General features: G+C 65.3%; 17 protein-coding genes and 1 tRNA gene. 7 read left to right on the top strand and 11 right to left on the bottom strand.

Annotated features, from left to right (window positions below; genetic code table 11):
* Positions 1 to 239: 239 nt before the first annotated feature.
* Positions 240 to 1202 (bottom strand): DNA-binding protein YbiB, encoded by a 963-nt coding sequence (gene ybiB, locus M3I56_RS03300; protein ID WP_254352539.1) that lies wholly within the window; start codon positions 1200 to 1202, stop codon positions 240 to 242.
* Positions 1203 to 1526: 324 nt separating this feature from the next.
* Between ybiB and M3I56_RS03295 the strand changes: the two genes are divergently transcribed.
* Together M3I56_RS03295 and maiA are read left to right on the top strand one after the other, a co-directional pair.
* Positions 1527 to 2225 (top strand): fumarylacetoacetate hydrolase family protein, encoded by a 699-nt coding sequence (locus M3I56_RS03295; RefSeq protein WP_028201842.1) that lies wholly within the window; start codon positions 1527 to 1529, stop codon positions 2223 to 2225.
* A gap of 44 nt (positions 2226 to 2269) precedes the next feature.
* On the top strand, positions 2270 to 2917 hold the full coding sequence (maiA, locus tag M3I56_RS03290) for a maleylacetoacetate isomerase (RefSeq protein ID WP_254352538.1): 648 nt from the start codon (positions 2270 to 2272) through the stop codon (positions 2915 to 2917).
* Positions 2918 to 2999: 82 nt separating this feature from the next.
* Here the strand turns inward: maiA and ftsY are convergent, their stop codons facing one another.
* On the bottom strand, positions 3000 to 4160 hold the full coding sequence (gene ftsY, locus M3I56_RS03285; protein ID WP_254352537.1) for a signal recognition particle-docking protein FtsY: 1161 nt from the start codon (positions 4158 to 4160) through the stop codon (positions 3000 to 3002).
* Between the two features lie 302 nt (positions 4161 to 4462).
* On the opposite strand from ftsY, the gene rsmD reads away from it, so the two are divergent.
* The 3 genes from rsmD to M3I56_RS03270 all read left to right on the top strand — a co-directional run bounded on the left by rsmD (position 4463) and on the right by M3I56_RS03270 (position 6054).
* The gene (gene rsmD, locus M3I56_RS03280) at positions 4463 to 5104 is read left to right on the top strand and encodes a 16S rRNA (guanine(966)-N(2))-methyltransferase RsmD (RefSeq protein ID WP_254352536.1); all 642 of its coding nucleotides are present in this window, start codon (positions 4463 to 4465) and stop codon (positions 5102 to 5104) included.
* Positions 5105 to 5212: 108 nt separating this feature from the next.
* Entirely contained in the window at positions 5213 to 5713 is a 501-nt protein-coding gene (gene coaD, locus M3I56_RS03275) for a pantetheine-phosphate adenylyltransferase (protein ID WP_254352535.1), read from the top strand.
* An 80-nt stretch (positions 5714 to 5793) separates the two neighbouring features.
* On the top strand, positions 5794 to 6054 hold the full coding sequence (locus M3I56_RS03270) for a YfhL family 4Fe-4S dicluster ferredoxin (RefSeq protein ID WP_069264882.1): 261 nt from the start codon (positions 5794 to 5796) through the stop codon (positions 6052 to 6054).
* A gap of 68 nt (positions 6055 to 6122) precedes the next feature.
* Here M3I56_RS03270 and hisC read toward each other — a convergent pair whose 3' ends face one another.
* The 8 genes from hisC to M3I56_RS03230 all read right to left on the bottom strand — a co-directional run bounded on the left by hisC (position 6123) and on the right by M3I56_RS03230 (position 13390).
* Positions 6123 to 7190 (bottom strand): histidinol-phosphate transaminase, encoded by a 1068-nt coding sequence (gene hisC / locus M3I56_RS03265; protein ID WP_254352534.1) that lies wholly within the window; start codon positions 7188 to 7190, stop codon positions 6123 to 6125.
* Positions 7191 to 7205: 15 nt separating this feature from the next.
* Positions 7206 to 7808, bottom strand: a complete 603-nt coding sequence (gene pth / locus M3I56_RS03260) for an aminoacyl-tRNA hydrolase (RefSeq protein ID WP_254352533.1) — start codon at positions 7806 to 7808, stop codon at positions 7206 to 7208.
* 149 nt (positions 7809 to 7957) lie between these two features.
* On the bottom strand, positions 7958 to 8566 hold the full coding sequence (locus M3I56_RS03255; RefSeq protein WP_254352532.1) for a 50S ribosomal protein L25/general stress protein Ctc: 609 nt from the start codon (positions 8564 to 8566) through the stop codon (positions 7958 to 7960).
* Between the two features lie 169 nt (positions 8567 to 8735).
* Positions 8736 to 9692: a ribose-phosphate pyrophosphokinase gene (locus tag M3I56_RS03250; RefSeq protein ID WP_028201851.1), complete on the bottom strand. Its 957-nt coding sequence runs from the start codon at positions 9690 to 9692 to the stop codon at positions 8736 to 8738.
* Positions 9693 to 9782: 90 nt separating this feature from the next.
* A tRNA-Gln gene (locus M3I56_RS03245) sits at positions 9783 to 9859 on the bottom strand.
* Between the two features lie 50 nt (positions 9860 to 9909).
* Positions 9910 to 10812 (bottom strand): 4-(cytidine 5'-diphospho)-2-C-methyl-D-erythritol kinase, encoded by a 903-nt coding sequence (gene ispE, locus M3I56_RS03240; protein WP_254352531.1) that lies wholly within the window; start codon positions 10810 to 10812, stop codon positions 9910 to 9912.
* Positions 10813 to 10892: 80 nt separating this feature from the next.
* Positions 10893 to 11555: a lipoprotein insertase outer membrane protein LolB gene (gene lolB / locus M3I56_RS03235; protein WP_254352530.1), complete on the bottom strand. Its 663-nt coding sequence runs from the start codon at positions 11553 to 11555 to the stop codon at positions 10893 to 10895.
* A complete protein-coding gene (locus tag M3I56_RS03230) occupies positions 11555 to 13390 on the bottom strand; it encodes a tetratricopeptide repeat protein (RefSeq protein ID WP_254352529.1) in 1836 nt (611 codons plus the stop codon). Before M3I56_RS03230 ends, lolB begins: the two co-directional genes overlap by 1 nt.
* A gap of 122 nt (positions 13391 to 13512) precedes the next feature.
* Here M3I56_RS03230 and mutM point away from each other — a divergent pair, with 122 nt between their 5' ends.
* Complete coding sequence (gene mutM, locus M3I56_RS03225) at positions 13513 to 14343, top strand: bifunctional DNA-formamidopyrimidine glycosylase/DNA-(apurinic or apyrimidinic site) lyase (RefSeq protein ID WP_028201855.1); 831 nt, start codon at positions 13513 to 13515, stop codon at positions 14341 to 14343.
* 15 nt (positions 14344 to 14358) lie between these two features.
* Entirely contained in the window at positions 14359 to 15492 is a 1134-nt protein-coding gene (gene mutY / locus M3I56_RS03220) for an A/G-specific adenine glycosylase (protein WP_254352528.1), read from the top strand.
* Positions 15493 to 15532: 40 nt separating this feature from the next.
* Here the strand turns inward: mutY and M3I56_RS03215 are convergent, their stop codons facing one another.
* Positions 15533 to 16171, bottom strand: coding sequence for an LON peptidase substrate-binding domain-containing protein (locus M3I56_RS03215; protein ID WP_254352527.1), 639 nt, complete (start codon positions 16169 to 16171; stop codon positions 15533 to 15535).
* Between the last annotated feature and the right edge of the window lie 23 nt (positions 16172 to 16194).

Below are 16194 nucleotides of genomic sequence, written 5' to 3'. Positions count from 1 at the left end.
GGCGTAGCAATAGGGCCGATAGTCGGCCGAGGGTAATTCGGAGGGTGTTCGGGTAGGAACGCATCCGTCCAATGTAAATCAGGGCGGATGCGCGTGTCAACAGAGAATTGGCAGATTGGCCGCGTGAAGATGCGTGAAGATGGCCGACGAAGTGCTCCGATGCGCTTGTGGTGGAACGCGCGGGTCGCCCGCCCCGCACGGGTTTCTGCGCATTGGGCGATGCGTTTCCTGTTCGATCGCTAGCGCTTCGCGATGCGCTTGATCGTCTCGATCTGGCGCGTGATCGCTTCCGGCACCGGCGCTTCGCCGCGCAACACGGCTTCGATCCAGGCGGCCGTAGTGGGCGCGTCGCGGCCTTCGGGCAGATCGACTTCGGGCGCACCGGGCGACGAGCGCTCCGGTTCGACCAGCGTTTCGCAGATGCCGTCGTGCAGCCAGTCGACCTGCACCTGACGGCGGGTATCGGCAACGGCTTCGCCCTCGGTGCCGCGCGCGAGCAACGCGCCGCCCACCGCCGCTTCCGGATGCGCCGCGAAGAGGGCGCTCAGGCTTTCGCGGTACGGCGGGTGCGTGTAGTTCACGAGACGCAGGCCCGGCTCGGCGAACGGCTGCAGCAGCTTGACGAGCGTGTGCGTGGAGTTGCGCACGCCCATGCGCCGGCGCATCGAGAGCAGGCGCGCGAGTTTGGGCGCGAGCGTTTCGATCGACGAAAACGCCACGCGGCTCGACGCCAGTTGCGCCTCGATTTCGGCGTGATCGCGTGCTTCGGGCCGATTCAGCGCCGCGAAGATTTCCGCGCTCGTGATGCGGCCCGGATCGGTGACGACGCCGTGCACGAGCGCCGGCACGCCTTCGCGCGCGAGCAGCAAGGCGAGCAGCGGCACTAGATTCGGCTGCTTGCGCGCGCCGTTGTAGCTTGGGATCGACACGGGCCGATAGTCGCCTTGCGGCACTGCGAGCGGCGCGAACGAGGCGTGCGCAGCGCAGAGCATGGCGGCCAGCTCATCCGCGGTTTCGCCCTTGAGGCGGTAGGCGAGCAGCACCGCGCCTAGCTCCAGCTCGGGCACGCGGCCGTCGAGCATGGCGGCGTAAAGAGCGTGCGTGTCTTCGGACGAGAGCGAGCGTGCGCCGTGCGGTCCGCGGCCGATCTCCTTGATGAAGCGGGCGCACGGGAAGATGTCGGTGGAGTCGGCGGTGGTCATGGGCGAGCGCGGTTCGTTCGACGGCGTGCGGCGGGCCGCCGTCGTATTGAAATGGGGAATGCGAGAAGTATCGCACGAGCACGGCGTGGCTCGCCGGCCACGCCCGCGGCCCGCCTGGGCGGCCCCACCTGGGCGGCCCCACCTGGGCGGCCCCACCTGGGCGGCCCCACCTGGGCGGCCCCACCTCGCCGGCTACTTGATGAAGGCGCCGCCGCGCACGCCCACCGCCGCGCGTTACACTCGCGATTGTTCTGGCGGCGCAAGCCGTGCGATCTACAGGCCCGCGTGCCTCGCGCACGCCCCATCACCAAGACGGAGAACTCCATGACGTACGTATTCGAACCGGCGGCGCTCGCCTCGGTGCCGGTGGCCGGCAGCGACACGCGTTTCCCGGTGCGGCGGATCTACTGCGTTGGCCGCAACTACGAAGCACACGCGCGCGAGATGGGCCACGATCCGAACCGTGAACCGCCGTTCTTCTTCTCCAAGCCCGCCGACGCCGTGCTCTACGTTGCGCCCGGCTCGACCGCCGAATTTCCGTATCCCGCGCAATCGCAGAACGTGCACTTCGAGATGGAGCTCGTCGCGGCCATCGGCAAGGGCGGCAAGGACATTCCGGTCGCGAGCGCGCTCGACCACGTGTATGGCTACGCGCTCGGCCTCGATATGACGCGCCGCGACTTGCAGGGTGAGGCGAAGAAGCTCGGTCGTCCGTGGGATACGGCCAAGGGCTTCGACCATTCGGCGCCGATCGGCCCGATCCATCCGGTTTCGAAGATCGGCCAGCTCGCGAAGGGCGAAATCTGGCTCGCGGTCAACGGCGAGGACAAGCAGCGCTCCGACATCTCGCAGATGATCTGGCCGGTTGCCGACACGATCGCGTTCCTTTCGACGCTGTTCGAGCTCAAGGCCGGCGACCTGATCTACACGGGCACGCCCGAAGGCGTGGGCGCCGTGGTCAAGGGCGATCTGATGACGGGTGGTGTGGCAGGGATCGGCGAATTCGCGGTGCGGGTCGTCTGAGCGCCGCGCGCCGGATCACGATTCAAGAGGAGCAAGAGAGGAGCATGAAGCTTTACAGCTATTTCCGCAGTTCGGCGTCGTATCGAGTGCGCATTGCGTTGAATCTGAAGAATCTGTCGTACGAGTACGTGCCGGTTCACCTCGTGCGCGACGGGGGCGAGCAGCTCAAGCCCGCCTACCGCCAGGTGAATCCCGACGCGATCGTGCCGGCGTTCGTCGACGACGAAGGGCACACGCTCCAGCAGTCGCTCGCGATCATCGAGTATCTCGAAGAGACGCATCCCGAGCCGCCGCTGCTGCCGAAGTCGCCCGTCGATCGCGCTCACGTGCGCTCTCTCGCGCTGCAGGTGGCGTGCGAGATTCATCCGGTGGACAACCTGCGCGTGCTCAAGTACCTCAAGCACACCGTGGGCGCGGATGATGCGACGAAAGACGCGTGGTATCGCCACTGGATCGAGGCGGGCTTCGCGACGCTCGAACAGCGGCTCGCCAGCGATCCGCGCACCGGCAAGCTCGCGTTCAGCGACACGCCGACTGTCGCCGATCTTTGCATCGTGCCGCAGGTCTACAACGCGAACCGGTTCAAGATCGACACGACGCGTTACCCGACCATTCAGCGCATCAACGACTACGCGCTCACGCTCGATGCGTTCGCGCGCGCCGCGCCGGGTGTGCAGCCGGATACGGAATGAGCGTCTGACCGTACCGATGAAGAAGGGCGTCGTTCGTGAGAACGACGCCCTTCGTGCATCTCAGTCCGGATAAAGCGCGCTGTCAGCTGCCAAGCAGCGCGTCGGCGAATTCCTCGGCCACGAACGGCTGCAGGTCTTCGACCTTTTCGCCCACGCCGATGAAATACACGGGAATCGGGCGCTGCCGTGCGATCGCGGCGAGAATGCCGCCCTTGGCGGTGCCGTCGAGCTTCGTGACGATGAGGCCCGTGAGGCCAAGCGCGTCGTCGAAGGCCTTGACCTGTGCGAGCGCGTTCTGGCCCGTGTTCGCGTCGATCACGAGCACCACCTCGTGCGGCGCGCCGTCGAACGCCTTGCCGATCACGCGCTTGACCTTCTTCAGCTCGTCCATCAGGTGCAATTGCGTGGGCAGGCGGCCCGCGGTGTCGGCCATCACCACGTCGATGCGGCGTGCGCGTGCGGCGCTCACGGCGTCGTAGATCACCGCCGCCGGGTCGCCGCCTTCCTGCTGCACGACCGTCACGTTGTTGCGCTGCCCCCAAATGGCGAGCTGTTCGCGCGCGGCGGCGCGGAACGTGTCGCCGGCGGCGAGCAGCACGCTCTGGTCGAAGCTTTGCAGATGCTTGGCGAGCTTGCCGATGCTGGTGGTCTTGCCCGCGCCGTTCACGCCCGCGATCATCATCACAAGCGGCTGCGCGCGGCCGAGCATGAGCGACTTTTCGAGCGGCTTGAGCAGGCCGATGAGCAGCTCGCGCAGGGCGTTCTTCACCTGCAGTGCGTCGGTCAGGCGCTCGGCGCGCACCTTCTGGCGCAGCGTTTCGAGCAGATATTCGGTCGCGTCGACGCCCGCATCCGACATCAGCAGCGCGGTTTCCAGCTCCTCGTAGAGATCGTCGTCGATCTTCGCATTGACGAAGATGCTCTGGATGTTCGAGCCGGTTTTCGAGAGCCCCGACCTCAGGCGCGTGAGCCACGATTGCTTTGCGGCGGCCTCGAGCGCGGGCGGCGGGACGATTTCGACGGCTTCCGGTTCGTCATCGTTTTCGTCGGCGGCTTGCTGCGGCTGGACCGGAGCGGGCACGACCGGTGGAGCGGACGGCGCGGGCGACGGTTCGCGGGGCGTGCTGGCGGGCGCGTCGACGGCCTCGTCCGGCGCCTCGAGCGTGGCTTCGTCCTGCGCGTTCTCGGCCGGCGCGTTCTCGGCGTCCTTCGAGCCGCGGAATCGTTTGAAGAAACTGAACATGGTCTGGGGTGGGTCAGGCGCGCTGCGGATCGGACCGAGGGGCGGTCAGCGACGGCATGGGAAGAGGTAACGCGCGGAAAACATGGCATTTTATCAGGCGCGTTCGCTGGAGTCGCTGCGGCGTCGCCGTGGGGGCCCACCTAGGGCCGTTGCGGCGCGCACGCGGCACCTGCGCGCCCCTGTGGTAACGTGCGCGCATTGGAGGGTGCGATGCGAAAGCGTCGTGCCCGAACCTCGCAGTCGAGTTCCGCCGGCAGGTTGACTGCCGGCGGTCATATGCACGCAGCCGTACGACCCAACGCATGACCCGTTCCTCACCTTCACGTGGCCAAGGCGGCCGCACCCATCAATCCGATCCGCGCGCACGTGGCGGCGGTGGCGCGCACACGATCCGCATCATCGGCGGCGACTGGAAGCGCACGCCGCTGCCGGTGCTCGACCTCGATGGTCTGCGCCCGACTCCCGACCGCGTGCGCGAAACGCTCTTCAACTGGCTCGGCCAGCGTCTCGACGGCCTGCGTTGTCTCGATCTTTTCGCGGGCAGCGGCGGCCTCGGCTTCGAGGCGGCCTCGCGCGGCGCCGCGCGCGTCGTGATGGTGGAGCGCAGCGCGCGCGCCGTCGCGCAACTGCGCGCGAACCAGGCGCACCTTGGCGCGCGCATGATCGAAATCGCGGAAGCCGATGCACTGCGCCTCGCGGCCAATCTCGCGCCAGGCTCGTTCGATGTGGTGTTCCTCGATCCCCCGTTCGGCGACACCGCGCTGCTCGAGCGTGCGCTCGAGCTGGCCGCGCCGCTCGTCGCGCCGGACGGCTGGCTTTATGTGGAGTCGGGCGAGCGCATCGATCCGGCAGCGCGGCCCACGCTGGCGGGCTGGAGCGTGGTGCGCGAGGGCCGGGCGGGTGCGGTTCACTATCATTTGCTGCAGCGCGAAAATGAGGAATAATGCGCGTTCGATAAGAAGCGGCGGGCGGCCTGGCCGTCACGCACGCACGTGTGCATGCGTCGCCACGGCACCGCATTGCGCCCCATTTCTGTTGAGAGGAGAAGCCTCATGGTAGTCGCCGTGTACCCCGGTACCTTCGACCCGCTCACGCGCGGCCACGAAGATCTCGTGCGGCGCGCGTCGAGCATTTTCGACACGCTGGTAGTCGGCGTTGCGGACAGCCGCAACAAGAAGCCTTTCTTCTCGCTCGACGAGCGGCTCGAGATTGCCCACGAGGTGCTCGGCCACTATCCGAACGTGCAGGTCATGAGCTTCAAGGGGCTCCTGAAGGACTTCGTGCGCACCAACAACGCACGCGTCATCGTGCGCGGCCTGCGCGCCGTATCGGACTTCGAGTACGAATTCCAGATGGCGGGCATGAACCGCTACCTGCTGCCCGACGTCGAGACGATGTTCATGACGCCGTCGGACCAGTATCAGTTCATTTCGGGCACGATCGTGCGTGAAATTGCCCAGTTGGGCGGCGATGTGAGCAAGTTCGTGTTTCCGTCCGTGGAAAAGCGCTTGCAGGACAAGGTCGCCTCGATGGGCCCGGTTACGAAGGCGTGAACGCGTGGCGAAAGCAGCGTAAACTATAGGGCTGAGCAACGTGTGAGCCGGCCTTCGCGCCGGCAGGAAGTGAGAACAGCATGGCCCTGATGATTACCGACGAGTGCATCAATTGCGACGTGTGCGAGCCCGAGTGCCCAAACGACGCGATCTCGATGGGCCCGGAAATCTACGTGATCGACCCGAAAAAGTGCACCGAATGTGTCGGCCATTTCGATGAGCCGCAGTGCATCCAGGTGTGCCCGGTGGAGTGCATTCCCAAGAATCCAGAGCATGTCGAGTCGCCCGAGCAATTGATGCAGAAGTACCACGCGCTGACGGCGGCGAAGAACAACGCCTGAATCGCGCAATCCTCCGGAAATAAAAAACGCGCCAACTGGCGCGTTTCTTATTTCATCTTGCCGTCTTCTTACGCGACGATGGCCTTCAATGCACCGACGAGCGTGTCGCACTCGGCATCGGTGCCGATCGAGATGCGCAGATGCTGGTTCACGCGCGGCGCGTTGAAATGGCGCACGAAGATCTCTTTTTCGCGCAGTTTGGCCGCAATTGCCGCCGCGTCGTGTGCGGGGTGCTTCGCGAAGACGAAATTCGCCGCCGAAGGCACCACTTCGAAGCCGAGCGCCGTGAGCGCGGCCGTCAGGCGCTCGCGGCTTGCGATCACGCGTGCGCTGGTGGTCCTGAGCCATTCGTCGTCTTCGTAAGCGGCGGTCGCGGCGGCTTGCGCCAGGCGGTCGAGCGGGTATGAGTTGAAGCTGTCCTTCACACGGTTGAGCGCATCGATGAGATCGGGGTGACCGAACGCGAAGCCCACGCGCATGCCCGCGAGTGAGCGCGATTTCGAAGTCGTGTGCACGACCAGCAGGTTCGGATAGCGGTCGATCAGCGCGATCGCCGATTCGGCGCCGAAATCCACATACGCTTCGTCGATCACCACCACGGATTCCCTGTTCGCCGCGACGAGCCGCTCGATTTCCGCGAGCAGCAGCGCGTGACCCGTGGGCGCATTCGGATTCGGGAAGATCACGCCGCCATTGGGCTGGCGGTAATCGTCGACGCGAATCGTGAACTGCTCCGTGAGCGGCACCGTGCGGTACTCGACCTCGTAGAGCCGCGCGTAGGTCGGGTAGAAGCTGTAGGTAATGTCGGGAAAGAGGATCGGCTTGTCGTGCTTGAGCAGCGCCTGGAATGCGTGAGCGAGCACCTCGTCCGAGCCGTTGCCGACGAACACCTGCTCCGCGCGGATGCCGTGATGCGCGGCCACGCCGGCGCGCAGACGCTTCGCGACGGGGTCGGGATAGCGGCGCAGCGACTCGCCCGTCTCGCCCAGCTCGTGGCGGATCGCCTCGAGCACGCGCGGGGAGGGCGCATACGGATTCTCGTTGGTGTTGAGCTTGACCGGCTTCGCGAGCGCGGGCTGTTCGCCCGGCACGTAGGGCACGAGCCGGTTGACGATGTCACTCCAGTAACGACTCAAGACGCTCTCCTTGTTTCAACCATTGCGATGCAACTGCATCACCGCGCGTTCGGCCTCGCCCTTCAGGAACGTCGGCATCACGGCGAGCGCGCGTTCGATCGAGGCGTCGATCACCTCTTGCTCTTCGCGGCGCGGCGGCTTGAGCACGAAGTTCGCGACATCGGGCTTGGCGCCGGCGCGCGCGCCTTCGGGAATCAGGTCGCGCGGATGGCCGATGCCGATGCGCAAACGCCAGTACTGCTGCGTCGACAGATGCGCGGAAATGTCCTTCAGGCCGTTGTGGCCGCCGCTACCGCCGCCGAGCTTGAGCTTGACGGTGCCGGGCGGCAGATCGAGCTCGTCGTGCGCGACGAGGATCTCATCGGGCAGGATCTTGAAGAAGGCCGCGAGCGCGACAACCGATTGCCCGGAGCGGTTCATATAGGTCTGCGGTTCGAGCAGATGCACTTCCTCGCCGTAGAGGCGCGCCTTCGCATAGTGGCCGTGGAAGCGCCGCTCGTCGCGCAGCGTCGTGCCGGCTTCGCGCGCGAGCTGGTCCACGAGCCAGAAGCCCGCGTTGTGGCGCGTCGCCGTGTATTCGGCGCCCGGATTGCCGAGCCCGACGATCAACCTGATCATTGTGGTGTTCCGCCAGCGGAAATCGTTGAATTGACCCGCAAGTGTACGAAAAAGTGCGAAAAAAAACCCGCCGGGGCGAACCGCGGCGGGTCACGTCGTCCGTTTCAGGGAAACGGATCGAGAGGATCGGCTCATTGAGGCCGCTGCGCTTACTCCGCAGCCGGCGCTTCTTCGCCTTCAGCAGCCGCTTGGGCGCCAGCCGGCACGGGTGCCGACACGATGACCGGGTTTTCCGCTTCAACGTGCTGAACCAGCGTCACGCCTGCGGGCAGGGTGATGTCCTTGGCATGCAGCGATTGGCCGGCTTCGATCTTCGCGAGGTCGACTTCGAGGAATTCCGGCAGTTGGCCCGGCAGGCACTGGACTTCGATTTCAGCCAGAACGTGCGAGATGATCGCGCCACCCGTCTTCACAGCCGGGTTGGTTTCCTGGTTCATGAAGTGCAGGGGCACCTTCGTGTGGATCTTCTTGTTCGGATCCACGCGCTGGAAGTCCACGTGCAGCACGAGCTGACGGAACGGGTGGTATTGCACGTCGCGCAGCAGCACTTGCTGCGACTTGCCTGCCACTTCGAGCTCGAGGATCGACGAGTGGAAGGCTTCCTTCTTCAGGGCGTGCCACAGCGCATTGTGGTCGACTTCGACCAGTTGCGGCTCCGAACCGACACCGTACACGATGCCAGGGGTCTTGCCAGCATTGCGCAGGCGGCGGCTCGCACCCGTACCTTGCAGGTTGCGCTCGAAAGCGATGACTTTCATTTGATTCTCCATTGCACTGCCCGCGACCAGGCAGTAAAACGGGGCCTTTTCAGCAGAACGCCTGCCTTTGGGCCCCCAGTGATGCAGCGCGAACCTTCGTCCGTTCGCGCCGATTACGTGCAAAGGCGCGGCGCTCTTGCGAACACCGCGCCTTGCGCGTCAATACTTATCAGCTTTCCGCGAAGAGCGACATCACCGAGTCGCCGCGGCGGATACGCGAGAACGTTTCGGCGAGAAGTCCTGCGCTCGTGAGCGAACGGATCTTCGCGCACGAACGCGCTTCGGTGCCCAGCGGAATTGTGTCGGTCACGACGAGTTCGTCCAGAGCCGAAGCGGCGATACGCTCGCCTGCGCCACCCGAGAGAACCGGGTGCGTGGCGTAAGCAAACACCTTCTTCGCGCCGCGTTCCTTCAGCACTTGCGCTGCCTTGCAGAGCGTGCCGGCGGTGTCGACCATGTCGTCCATGATCACGCAGGTGCGGCCTTCGACTTCACCGATGATGTTCATCACTTCGGCGACGTTCGCCTTCGGACGACGCTTGTCGATGATGGCGAGATCGCAATTCAGTTGCTTGGCGAGCGCACGGGCGCGCACGACGCCGCCGACGTCCGGCGAAACGACCAGCAGGTTCTCGTGATTCTGCTTGCGCAGATCGCCGAGCAGCACGGGCGTTGCATAGATGTTGTCGACGGGAATATCGAAGAAGCCCTGAATCTGGTCGGCGTGCAGATCCATCGTGATGATCCGCTCGACGCCGGCGATCTCCAGCATGTTCGCCACGACCTTCGCCGAGATGGCGACGCGCGCCGAACGGGGGCGGCGGTCTTGACGGGCATAGCCGAAGTAGGGGATAGCTGCGGTGATCCGGCCTGCGGATGCGCGCTTGAGCGCATCGACCATGATCATCAGTTCCATCAGGTTGTCGTTGGTCGGCGCGCAAGTCGACTGAAGGACGAAGACGTCCTTGCCGCGCACGTTTTCCTGGATTTCGACCTGGATCTCACCGTCGGAAAAGCGGCTAACCATAGCCTTGCCGAGGGGAATACCGAGGATCTTGACGACTTCCTGGGCAAGCGCGGGATTTGCGTTGCCAGTAAAAACCATCAGGCCGTCATGGCTGCTCATCATGCACCTGCTGCGGACTTTGAGGGGGCGAGAGGAACTACTTAGGCGAACTGCCCTGGGTAACCCACAGAGCGAACTGCCTGGAAATTTTGGCAGGGGAGGAAGGACTCGAACCCTCGCATGCCGGAATCAAAATCCGGTGCCTTAACCAACTTGGCGACTCCCCTACACTCAACTTTGAGCCTGACTGACCGGTAGGACGATCAACCACGCAAAACTATGCCGCGAAAGCGAAGAGTGGATGCGTATTCAGACTCGAGGCTACCGCGCTTCTCCAGTCCGGTTGTTCCGCAAGCAGCCTGGCTCGTGCCGATTCTGCTTCGGACCGACTGGCGAATGCTGCAAAAACGCTGGCACCCGATCCGGTCATCCGCGCTGGTGCGATGCTGTTCGACACACTCTCAAACCATCGAAGCACCTGCGCTACTTCCGCGTATTTTCCTGCGACAACCGCTTGCATATCGTTATGACCGAAGCTGTCTGGCCATCCGTTTTGCGTTGCTTGCTGTGCAAGAAAGACTGCTATTGTGCGGGTCTTTGTGTCCCTTGTCAACGATTTTTCTGAAAAAATCTCGGCAGTAGGAACATGAACCCGCGGCGTCACGACCAAAAAATGACGCGGGGGCAATTGTACAGCCTCGAGAGCTTCGCCAACACCCTCCGCGAACGCATTTTTTCCGAACACGAAGAAGGGCACGTCTGCGCCCAGCTTGAGTGCGAGCGCCTGCAATTCCTCGCGCTGCAGGTTGAGCTTCCAGAGGCGGTTGAGCGCGAGCAGCGTCGTGGCTGCGTCGGAGCTGCCGCCGCCGAGTCCCGCGCCCATCGGCAGACGCTTTTCGATATCGATCTCGACACCCTCGCTCGCACCCGTGTGCTCCTTGAGCAGCGTCGCGGCGCGCACGGTGAGGTCGTGCTCGGCAGGTACGCCTTCCACTTCCACGGTGCGCGTGATGCGGCCGTCGTGGCGGCGCGTGAAATGCAGCGTGTCGCCCCAGTCGAGCAACTGGAACACGGTCTGCAGATCGTGATAGCCATTGGGACGGCGGCCCGTGATGTGCAGGAAGAGATTGAGTTTCGCGGGCGCGAGGCAGTCGCGCAGCGAGTCCTGGGTTTCGATCATGATGCTCTTGGGGTGATGCCTGGATCCTGGCCGGCGCATGCCGGCCAGATATTGCTGATGAGAGACGGTAACCGGCGCGCTTACTGGTCGAGCACGAGCTTGATCTGGAGCGGCGGGACTTCGCGCGTGAGATTCACGCGCTTCACGCCAGTGGCCGGCGCGTCCGCGTAGGCGACGTAATCGACGGTCCAGCCGTCCTGCTCGATCTGCGAAAGCCGCTGCGGATTCTGCGGATCGGGCGTGGTGCGCGCGTGCGATGTGGGCGCGACCGAAGGCTGCAGCCAATAACGCAGCCCTTCCACGGGCAGTGCGAAGCCGAGCGCCTGCTGCATGAGCGTACTCACGTTGTCGGCCGTGAGCGGCTGGCGGTTAGGCAGTTCCAGCGTGGCTTGCGACGGCGCGGACGTGACGAGCGCCAGCGTTTGGCCGAGCGGATTGAGCAGTTGCAGCGTCACCGTCGAATCGGTCTCGTGCCATTCGAAGTTGCCGTACGCGTTGCGCTGCTGGCCGTTCTGGTCGACGTACTGCACGGCGAAGCGGCCATGATAGGCGCGGTTAGTCTGCGTAGAGAGCGAGGTCGTGGCGTTCGAGGTGGACGGCTGGCGCGGCGGCTGTTGCGTCGCGCAGCCCGTGAGCACGAGGAGCGCAGCCGCCGCTGCGCCGAGCGACGCGCGCCGTACAAGGCGGGCGGCGCGCGCAACGGGGAGGGCCTTGGGGGAGATCGAAGTGAAAAAATCTGCCATCAGAGATCGTTGACCTGGAGGCGCTTGAGCGTCTTCAGGAGCGTGTCGTTGTCGGGTTCGAGCTTGCGGGCCTCGCGCCAGGCAGCGCGGGCGCCGTCCTGGTCGCCGTTTTTCCAGAGCACTTCGCCGAGGTGCGCGCCAATTTCCGCGTTCGGCTGAAGACTGTAGGCTTTGCGCAAGAGCTTGATCGCGTCGGCGTTGTCGCCCAGGCGGAATTTCACCCAGCCCACGCTGTCCATGATGAACGCGTCGTCCGGTGCGAGCGCCGAGGCTTTTTCCACCAGTTTGTCGGCTTCCTGCAGGCGCTGGTTGCGGTCCGCGAGCGAGTATCCGAGCGCGTTGTAGGCCTGCGGATTGTCGGGCTGCGTCTTGATCAGCTTGCGCAGCTGCGCTTCCATGACGTCGTAGTGGCCGGTTTTTTCCGCGGCCATCGCGTAGTCATAGGTGAGGTCCGGGTCGTCCGGGAAGTCGGCGGTCGCCTTCGCGAGCCGTGCCTCCGCCTCCGGGTAGCGCTTCGCGTCGAACAGGATCGCGGCATCGGTGCGCGCGATCAGCGCCTGGTCACGCGGATCGTCGGCCTGAATGCTCGCGAGCTGACGGCGCGCGTCGTCGGTCTTGCCTTCCTTGTCCAGGATCTGCGCTCGCGTGATCTGGGCCGGCACGTACTGCTGGCTGCTGGGCTGGATCTTGTCGAGCCACTTCTGCGCGCCGGCGTCGTCCTTCTGCTCGACCGACAGTTGCGCGAGGTAGATATAGGCCTGACCGGGGTCGGCGGCCGGATTCTTCTCGGCAAGTTGCGCGTATTGCGTCAAATACTTCTGCGCAGCGTCGAACTTCTTCTGCTGCACGCTGATGAGCGCGAGCGCCATGAGCGGCATCAGGTCGGTCGCGTTGTCCTTGTGCAGGATCTCGAACTGCTTCTGCGCGTCATCGAGGCGGTCGGCCGCGAGATAGGTCTGTGCAAGTGCAAGACGGCCTTCACGCGACTTCGGGTTCTGCTGGACGTACTTTTCGATCGACGCAATGCCTTCGGCGCGCTCCTCCGGGCCCATCTGCGCGAGCATCAGCGCGGCGGGAAGGTAGTCGGGCTTGAGCGCGAGCGCCTGCTCGAACGACTTGCGCGCGCCGGGCGCGTCGTCGGCGAGCAGTTGCTGGCGGCCGATCGCGAGCTGCGCCTCGGGACGGTTCATGTCGTCCTTGAGCAGCGCTTCGAGCACATTCAGGCCGCCCACGCGATTGGGGCCGCGCGAAAGCAGAAGCTGCAGCGAGAGGATGGCCTGGCCGCGGCTGTCGGCCGGTACTTTCGCCAGTTCGCGCGCGAGCAGCGGCTGGGCGTCGTCGGGCTTGCCGGCAAGCACGAGCAGCGAAGCGTCGAGTTGCGCCGCGCGCTCGGAATCGGGCGCGTACTGCTGCCAGAGCTGGACCGCGGTCAGGGCATCGGACGGGCTTTGCGCCGCGAGCGCGATTTCGGTCCCACGTTGCGCCATGCGCGGGTCGTGCGTGTCGCGCGCGAGCGCGAGATACGTTTGAAAGGCCGGTGCAGGCTGGTCGCGCTGAAGAGCGATTTCGGCAGCGAGCACCTGGAAGACGATCTGGCTCGACAGCGGAACGCCCGGCAGATCCTTCTTCTCGTCGGGCGAGGCGGGGCCGAAAGCGTCCGGCATGGTGACGGAAGTGTCGTCCGTGTCGGGGGACGGATCCTGCGCATACGCGCTCGACGTGGTCAGCGCCCAGGCGGCGAGAACCGCGGCGCCAACGAGGCGACGCGCGAAGGCGGCAGGCACGCGGGGCGTCGCGGGACGCTTCGCGAACAGCTTAACGAAAGACAGTTCCATGGAATTCCGTCGAATGTTTCGGTCGATTGTAACGCGCTGGCTACAATACGCGCACAACGCGCACACACGTTTACGCAAGTTGCAGACCAACCCGGACCAGCATTCGAATCAGGCCGCCAGACATGCCAGAGTTGCCAGAAGTTGAGGTTACCCGAAGGGGGATCGAACCGTGGGTCGCGGGCCGCCGCGTCGAGCGTGTGGAGGTGCGCAACCCCGCATTGCGCTGGCCCGTGCCGGCCACGCTCGCCCGTACGCTGCGCGGCCGCACGATACGTTCGGTCGGTCGGCGCGGCAAATATCTGCTGTTCGAGGTCGACGAGGGCTGGTTCATCGTGCATCTCGGCATGACCGGCACGCTGCGCGTGCTGCGCAATCTGCCGAAGCCGCCCGCCGCGGAGAAGCACGATCACGTCGACTGGTTCTTCGACGACTTCACGCTGCGCTTTCGCGACCCGCGCCGTTTCGGCGCCGTGCTCTGGCACCCGCGCGAGGCCGGCGACGTGCTCGGCCATCCGCTGCTGGCGGGGCTCGGCATCGAGCCGTTCGCGCCGGCCTTCGACGGTGCGCTGCTCTTTCGCGAGACCCGCGGCCGCAAGGTCGCCGTCAAGCAGGCGCTGCTCGCGGGCGATATCGTGGTGGGCGTTGGCAATATCTACGCGTCGGAAAGCTTGTTCCGCGCCGGCATCCGGCCGACGACCCCGGCGGGCCGCGTTTCGCTCGCGCGTTACGAGTTGCTCGCGGACGCCGTGCGCGCCGTGCTCGCCTCGGCCATCGAGAAGGGCGGCAGCACGCTGCGCGACTTCGTCGGCAGCAACGGCGAAAGCGGCTATTTCCAGCTCGAATACTTCGTTTATGACCGCGCGGGCCAACCCTGCCGCGTGTGCGGCACGCCGATCAAACAGATCGTGCAGGGCCAGCGTTCCACCTATTTCTGTCCGCGCTGCCAGCGCTGAGCGACCAGCTTTTTCATGTACCGAACGTCCTCCATTTCCGCGCCGCTACCGGCTGGCGCCTATCCCGCTGAACTCCTTACCGGTTTCGCGCCGCGCCTGATCGCCTGGCAGCGCGAGCATGGCCGTCATGACCTGCCGTGGCAGAACACACGCGACCCGTACCGCATCTGGCTCTCGGAAATCATGCTGCAGCAGACCCAGGTCTCGACCGTGATTCCGTACTACACGCGTTTTCTCGAGCGCTTTCCCACGGTCGAAGCGCTCGCGGCCGCGCCCGACGACGACGTGATGGCGCTCTGGGCCGGCCTCGGCTATTACTCGCGCGCACGCAATCTGCACCGCTGCGCGCAGGTCGTGGCCGATACCCACGGCGGCAAGTTTCCGTCGACGGTCGAGGCGCTCGCGGAGCTGCCCGGCATCGGCCGTTCGACGGCGGCGGCGATCGCGTCGTTCGCGTTCGGCGCGCGCGAGACGATCCTGGACGGCAACGTGAAGCGCGTGCTCGCGCGCGTGTTCGGCGTGGAAGGCTTTCCTGGCGAAAAGCGCGTGGAGAACGCGATGTGGACGCTCGCCGAAACGCTCGTGCCGGGTCCCGAAGCGAGCGACGCCGACGTGAGCGCGTACACGCAGGGCTTGATGGATTTTGGCGCGACGCTGTGCGGGCGCGGCAAGCCCGACTGCGCGCGCTGCCCTTTCGCTGACGACTGCGTGGCGAAGACGACGGGACGTCAGCGCGAACTGCCCGCCGCGCGCCCGAAGAAGGCCGTGCCCACGCGGCGCACATGGATGCTCGTGCTGCTCGACGGCGACGCAGTCATGCTGGAGAAGCGCCCGCCATCGGGTATCTGGGGCGGCTTGTGGAGCTTGCCCGAAGCGGCGGACGAACTCGCGCTCGCCGAGCGCGCGCGAGACTTCGGCGTGACGCCGGAGGGCGCGGCGTCGAGCTCCGCGCTCATGCCGCTCACGCATACGTTCACGCATTTCAAGCTCGACATCGAGCCGCGCGTGATCGAACTCAAGCACGATGCCGCGCCGCTCGAAGCCAACGATGGACAGACCGCATGGGTGTCGCTCGGCAATATCGACGCCTATGGCGTGCCCGCGCCGGTGCGCAAGCTGCTCGACGGTTTGCGTGGACCGCTGATCTGAGTCAGCGAGCAAGCGACATCAACGCAGCATCAACGCCGCCTCAAAGCAACTGATGCTGCTGCATGTAGTGATGCACGATTTCGATACGCGCGCCCGCGTCGTTCAACTCCATGAGCTTCTGACGCGCGCGCAGCGCGATCGGCAGCACCTCGGCCAGACGGTTCGACACCCACGAGGGATCGTCGAAGCGGAACGGCTCTGCAAACGGCAGGCTCGCGGGGTCGCGCTCGCGGATCGTCGCAATGATGCGCTCGAGGACTTCCGCGCACGCGCCGAATTGCGCGAGCTGATCGCCGCCTTCTAGCGGAATATCTTCGGGGATCAGTTCGGCCATGCCCACTAGCAGGCCGTCGGCTTCCACGCGATGCGAGAGCAGATGAAAGCGCTGGGTGCCATGAGCCTGGATGTGCAGCATGCCGACGGTCTCGACATCGCATTGCTCGATGAGCGCGAGGCAGCCAACGGGCTCGGGCACGGCAGTGGTCTCGTCGGGCTGCGCGACTTCCGCGCCGCTTTTGAGCAGACACACGCCGAACGGCGTGTGCTCGCGCAGGCACTCGCTCGCCATGTCCAGGTATCGCGCTTCGAAGATCTTGAGCGGCAGCAGGCCGCCGGGGAACAGTACCGTATGCAGCGGGAGCAACGGCAAATCGGCAAGCACGGCAGGAGACGAGGGCATGGCGCAACGCTTTCGGTTAAGGG

The sequence above is a fragment of the Paraburkholderia sp. CNPSo 3281 genome (genome assembly GCF_024206515.1).
GTDB lineage: Bacteria > Pseudomonadota > Gammaproteobacteria > Burkholderiales > Burkholderiaceae > Paraburkholderia > Paraburkholderia nodosa.
This window is presented reverse-complemented; position numbering and strand designations above follow the sequence as displayed.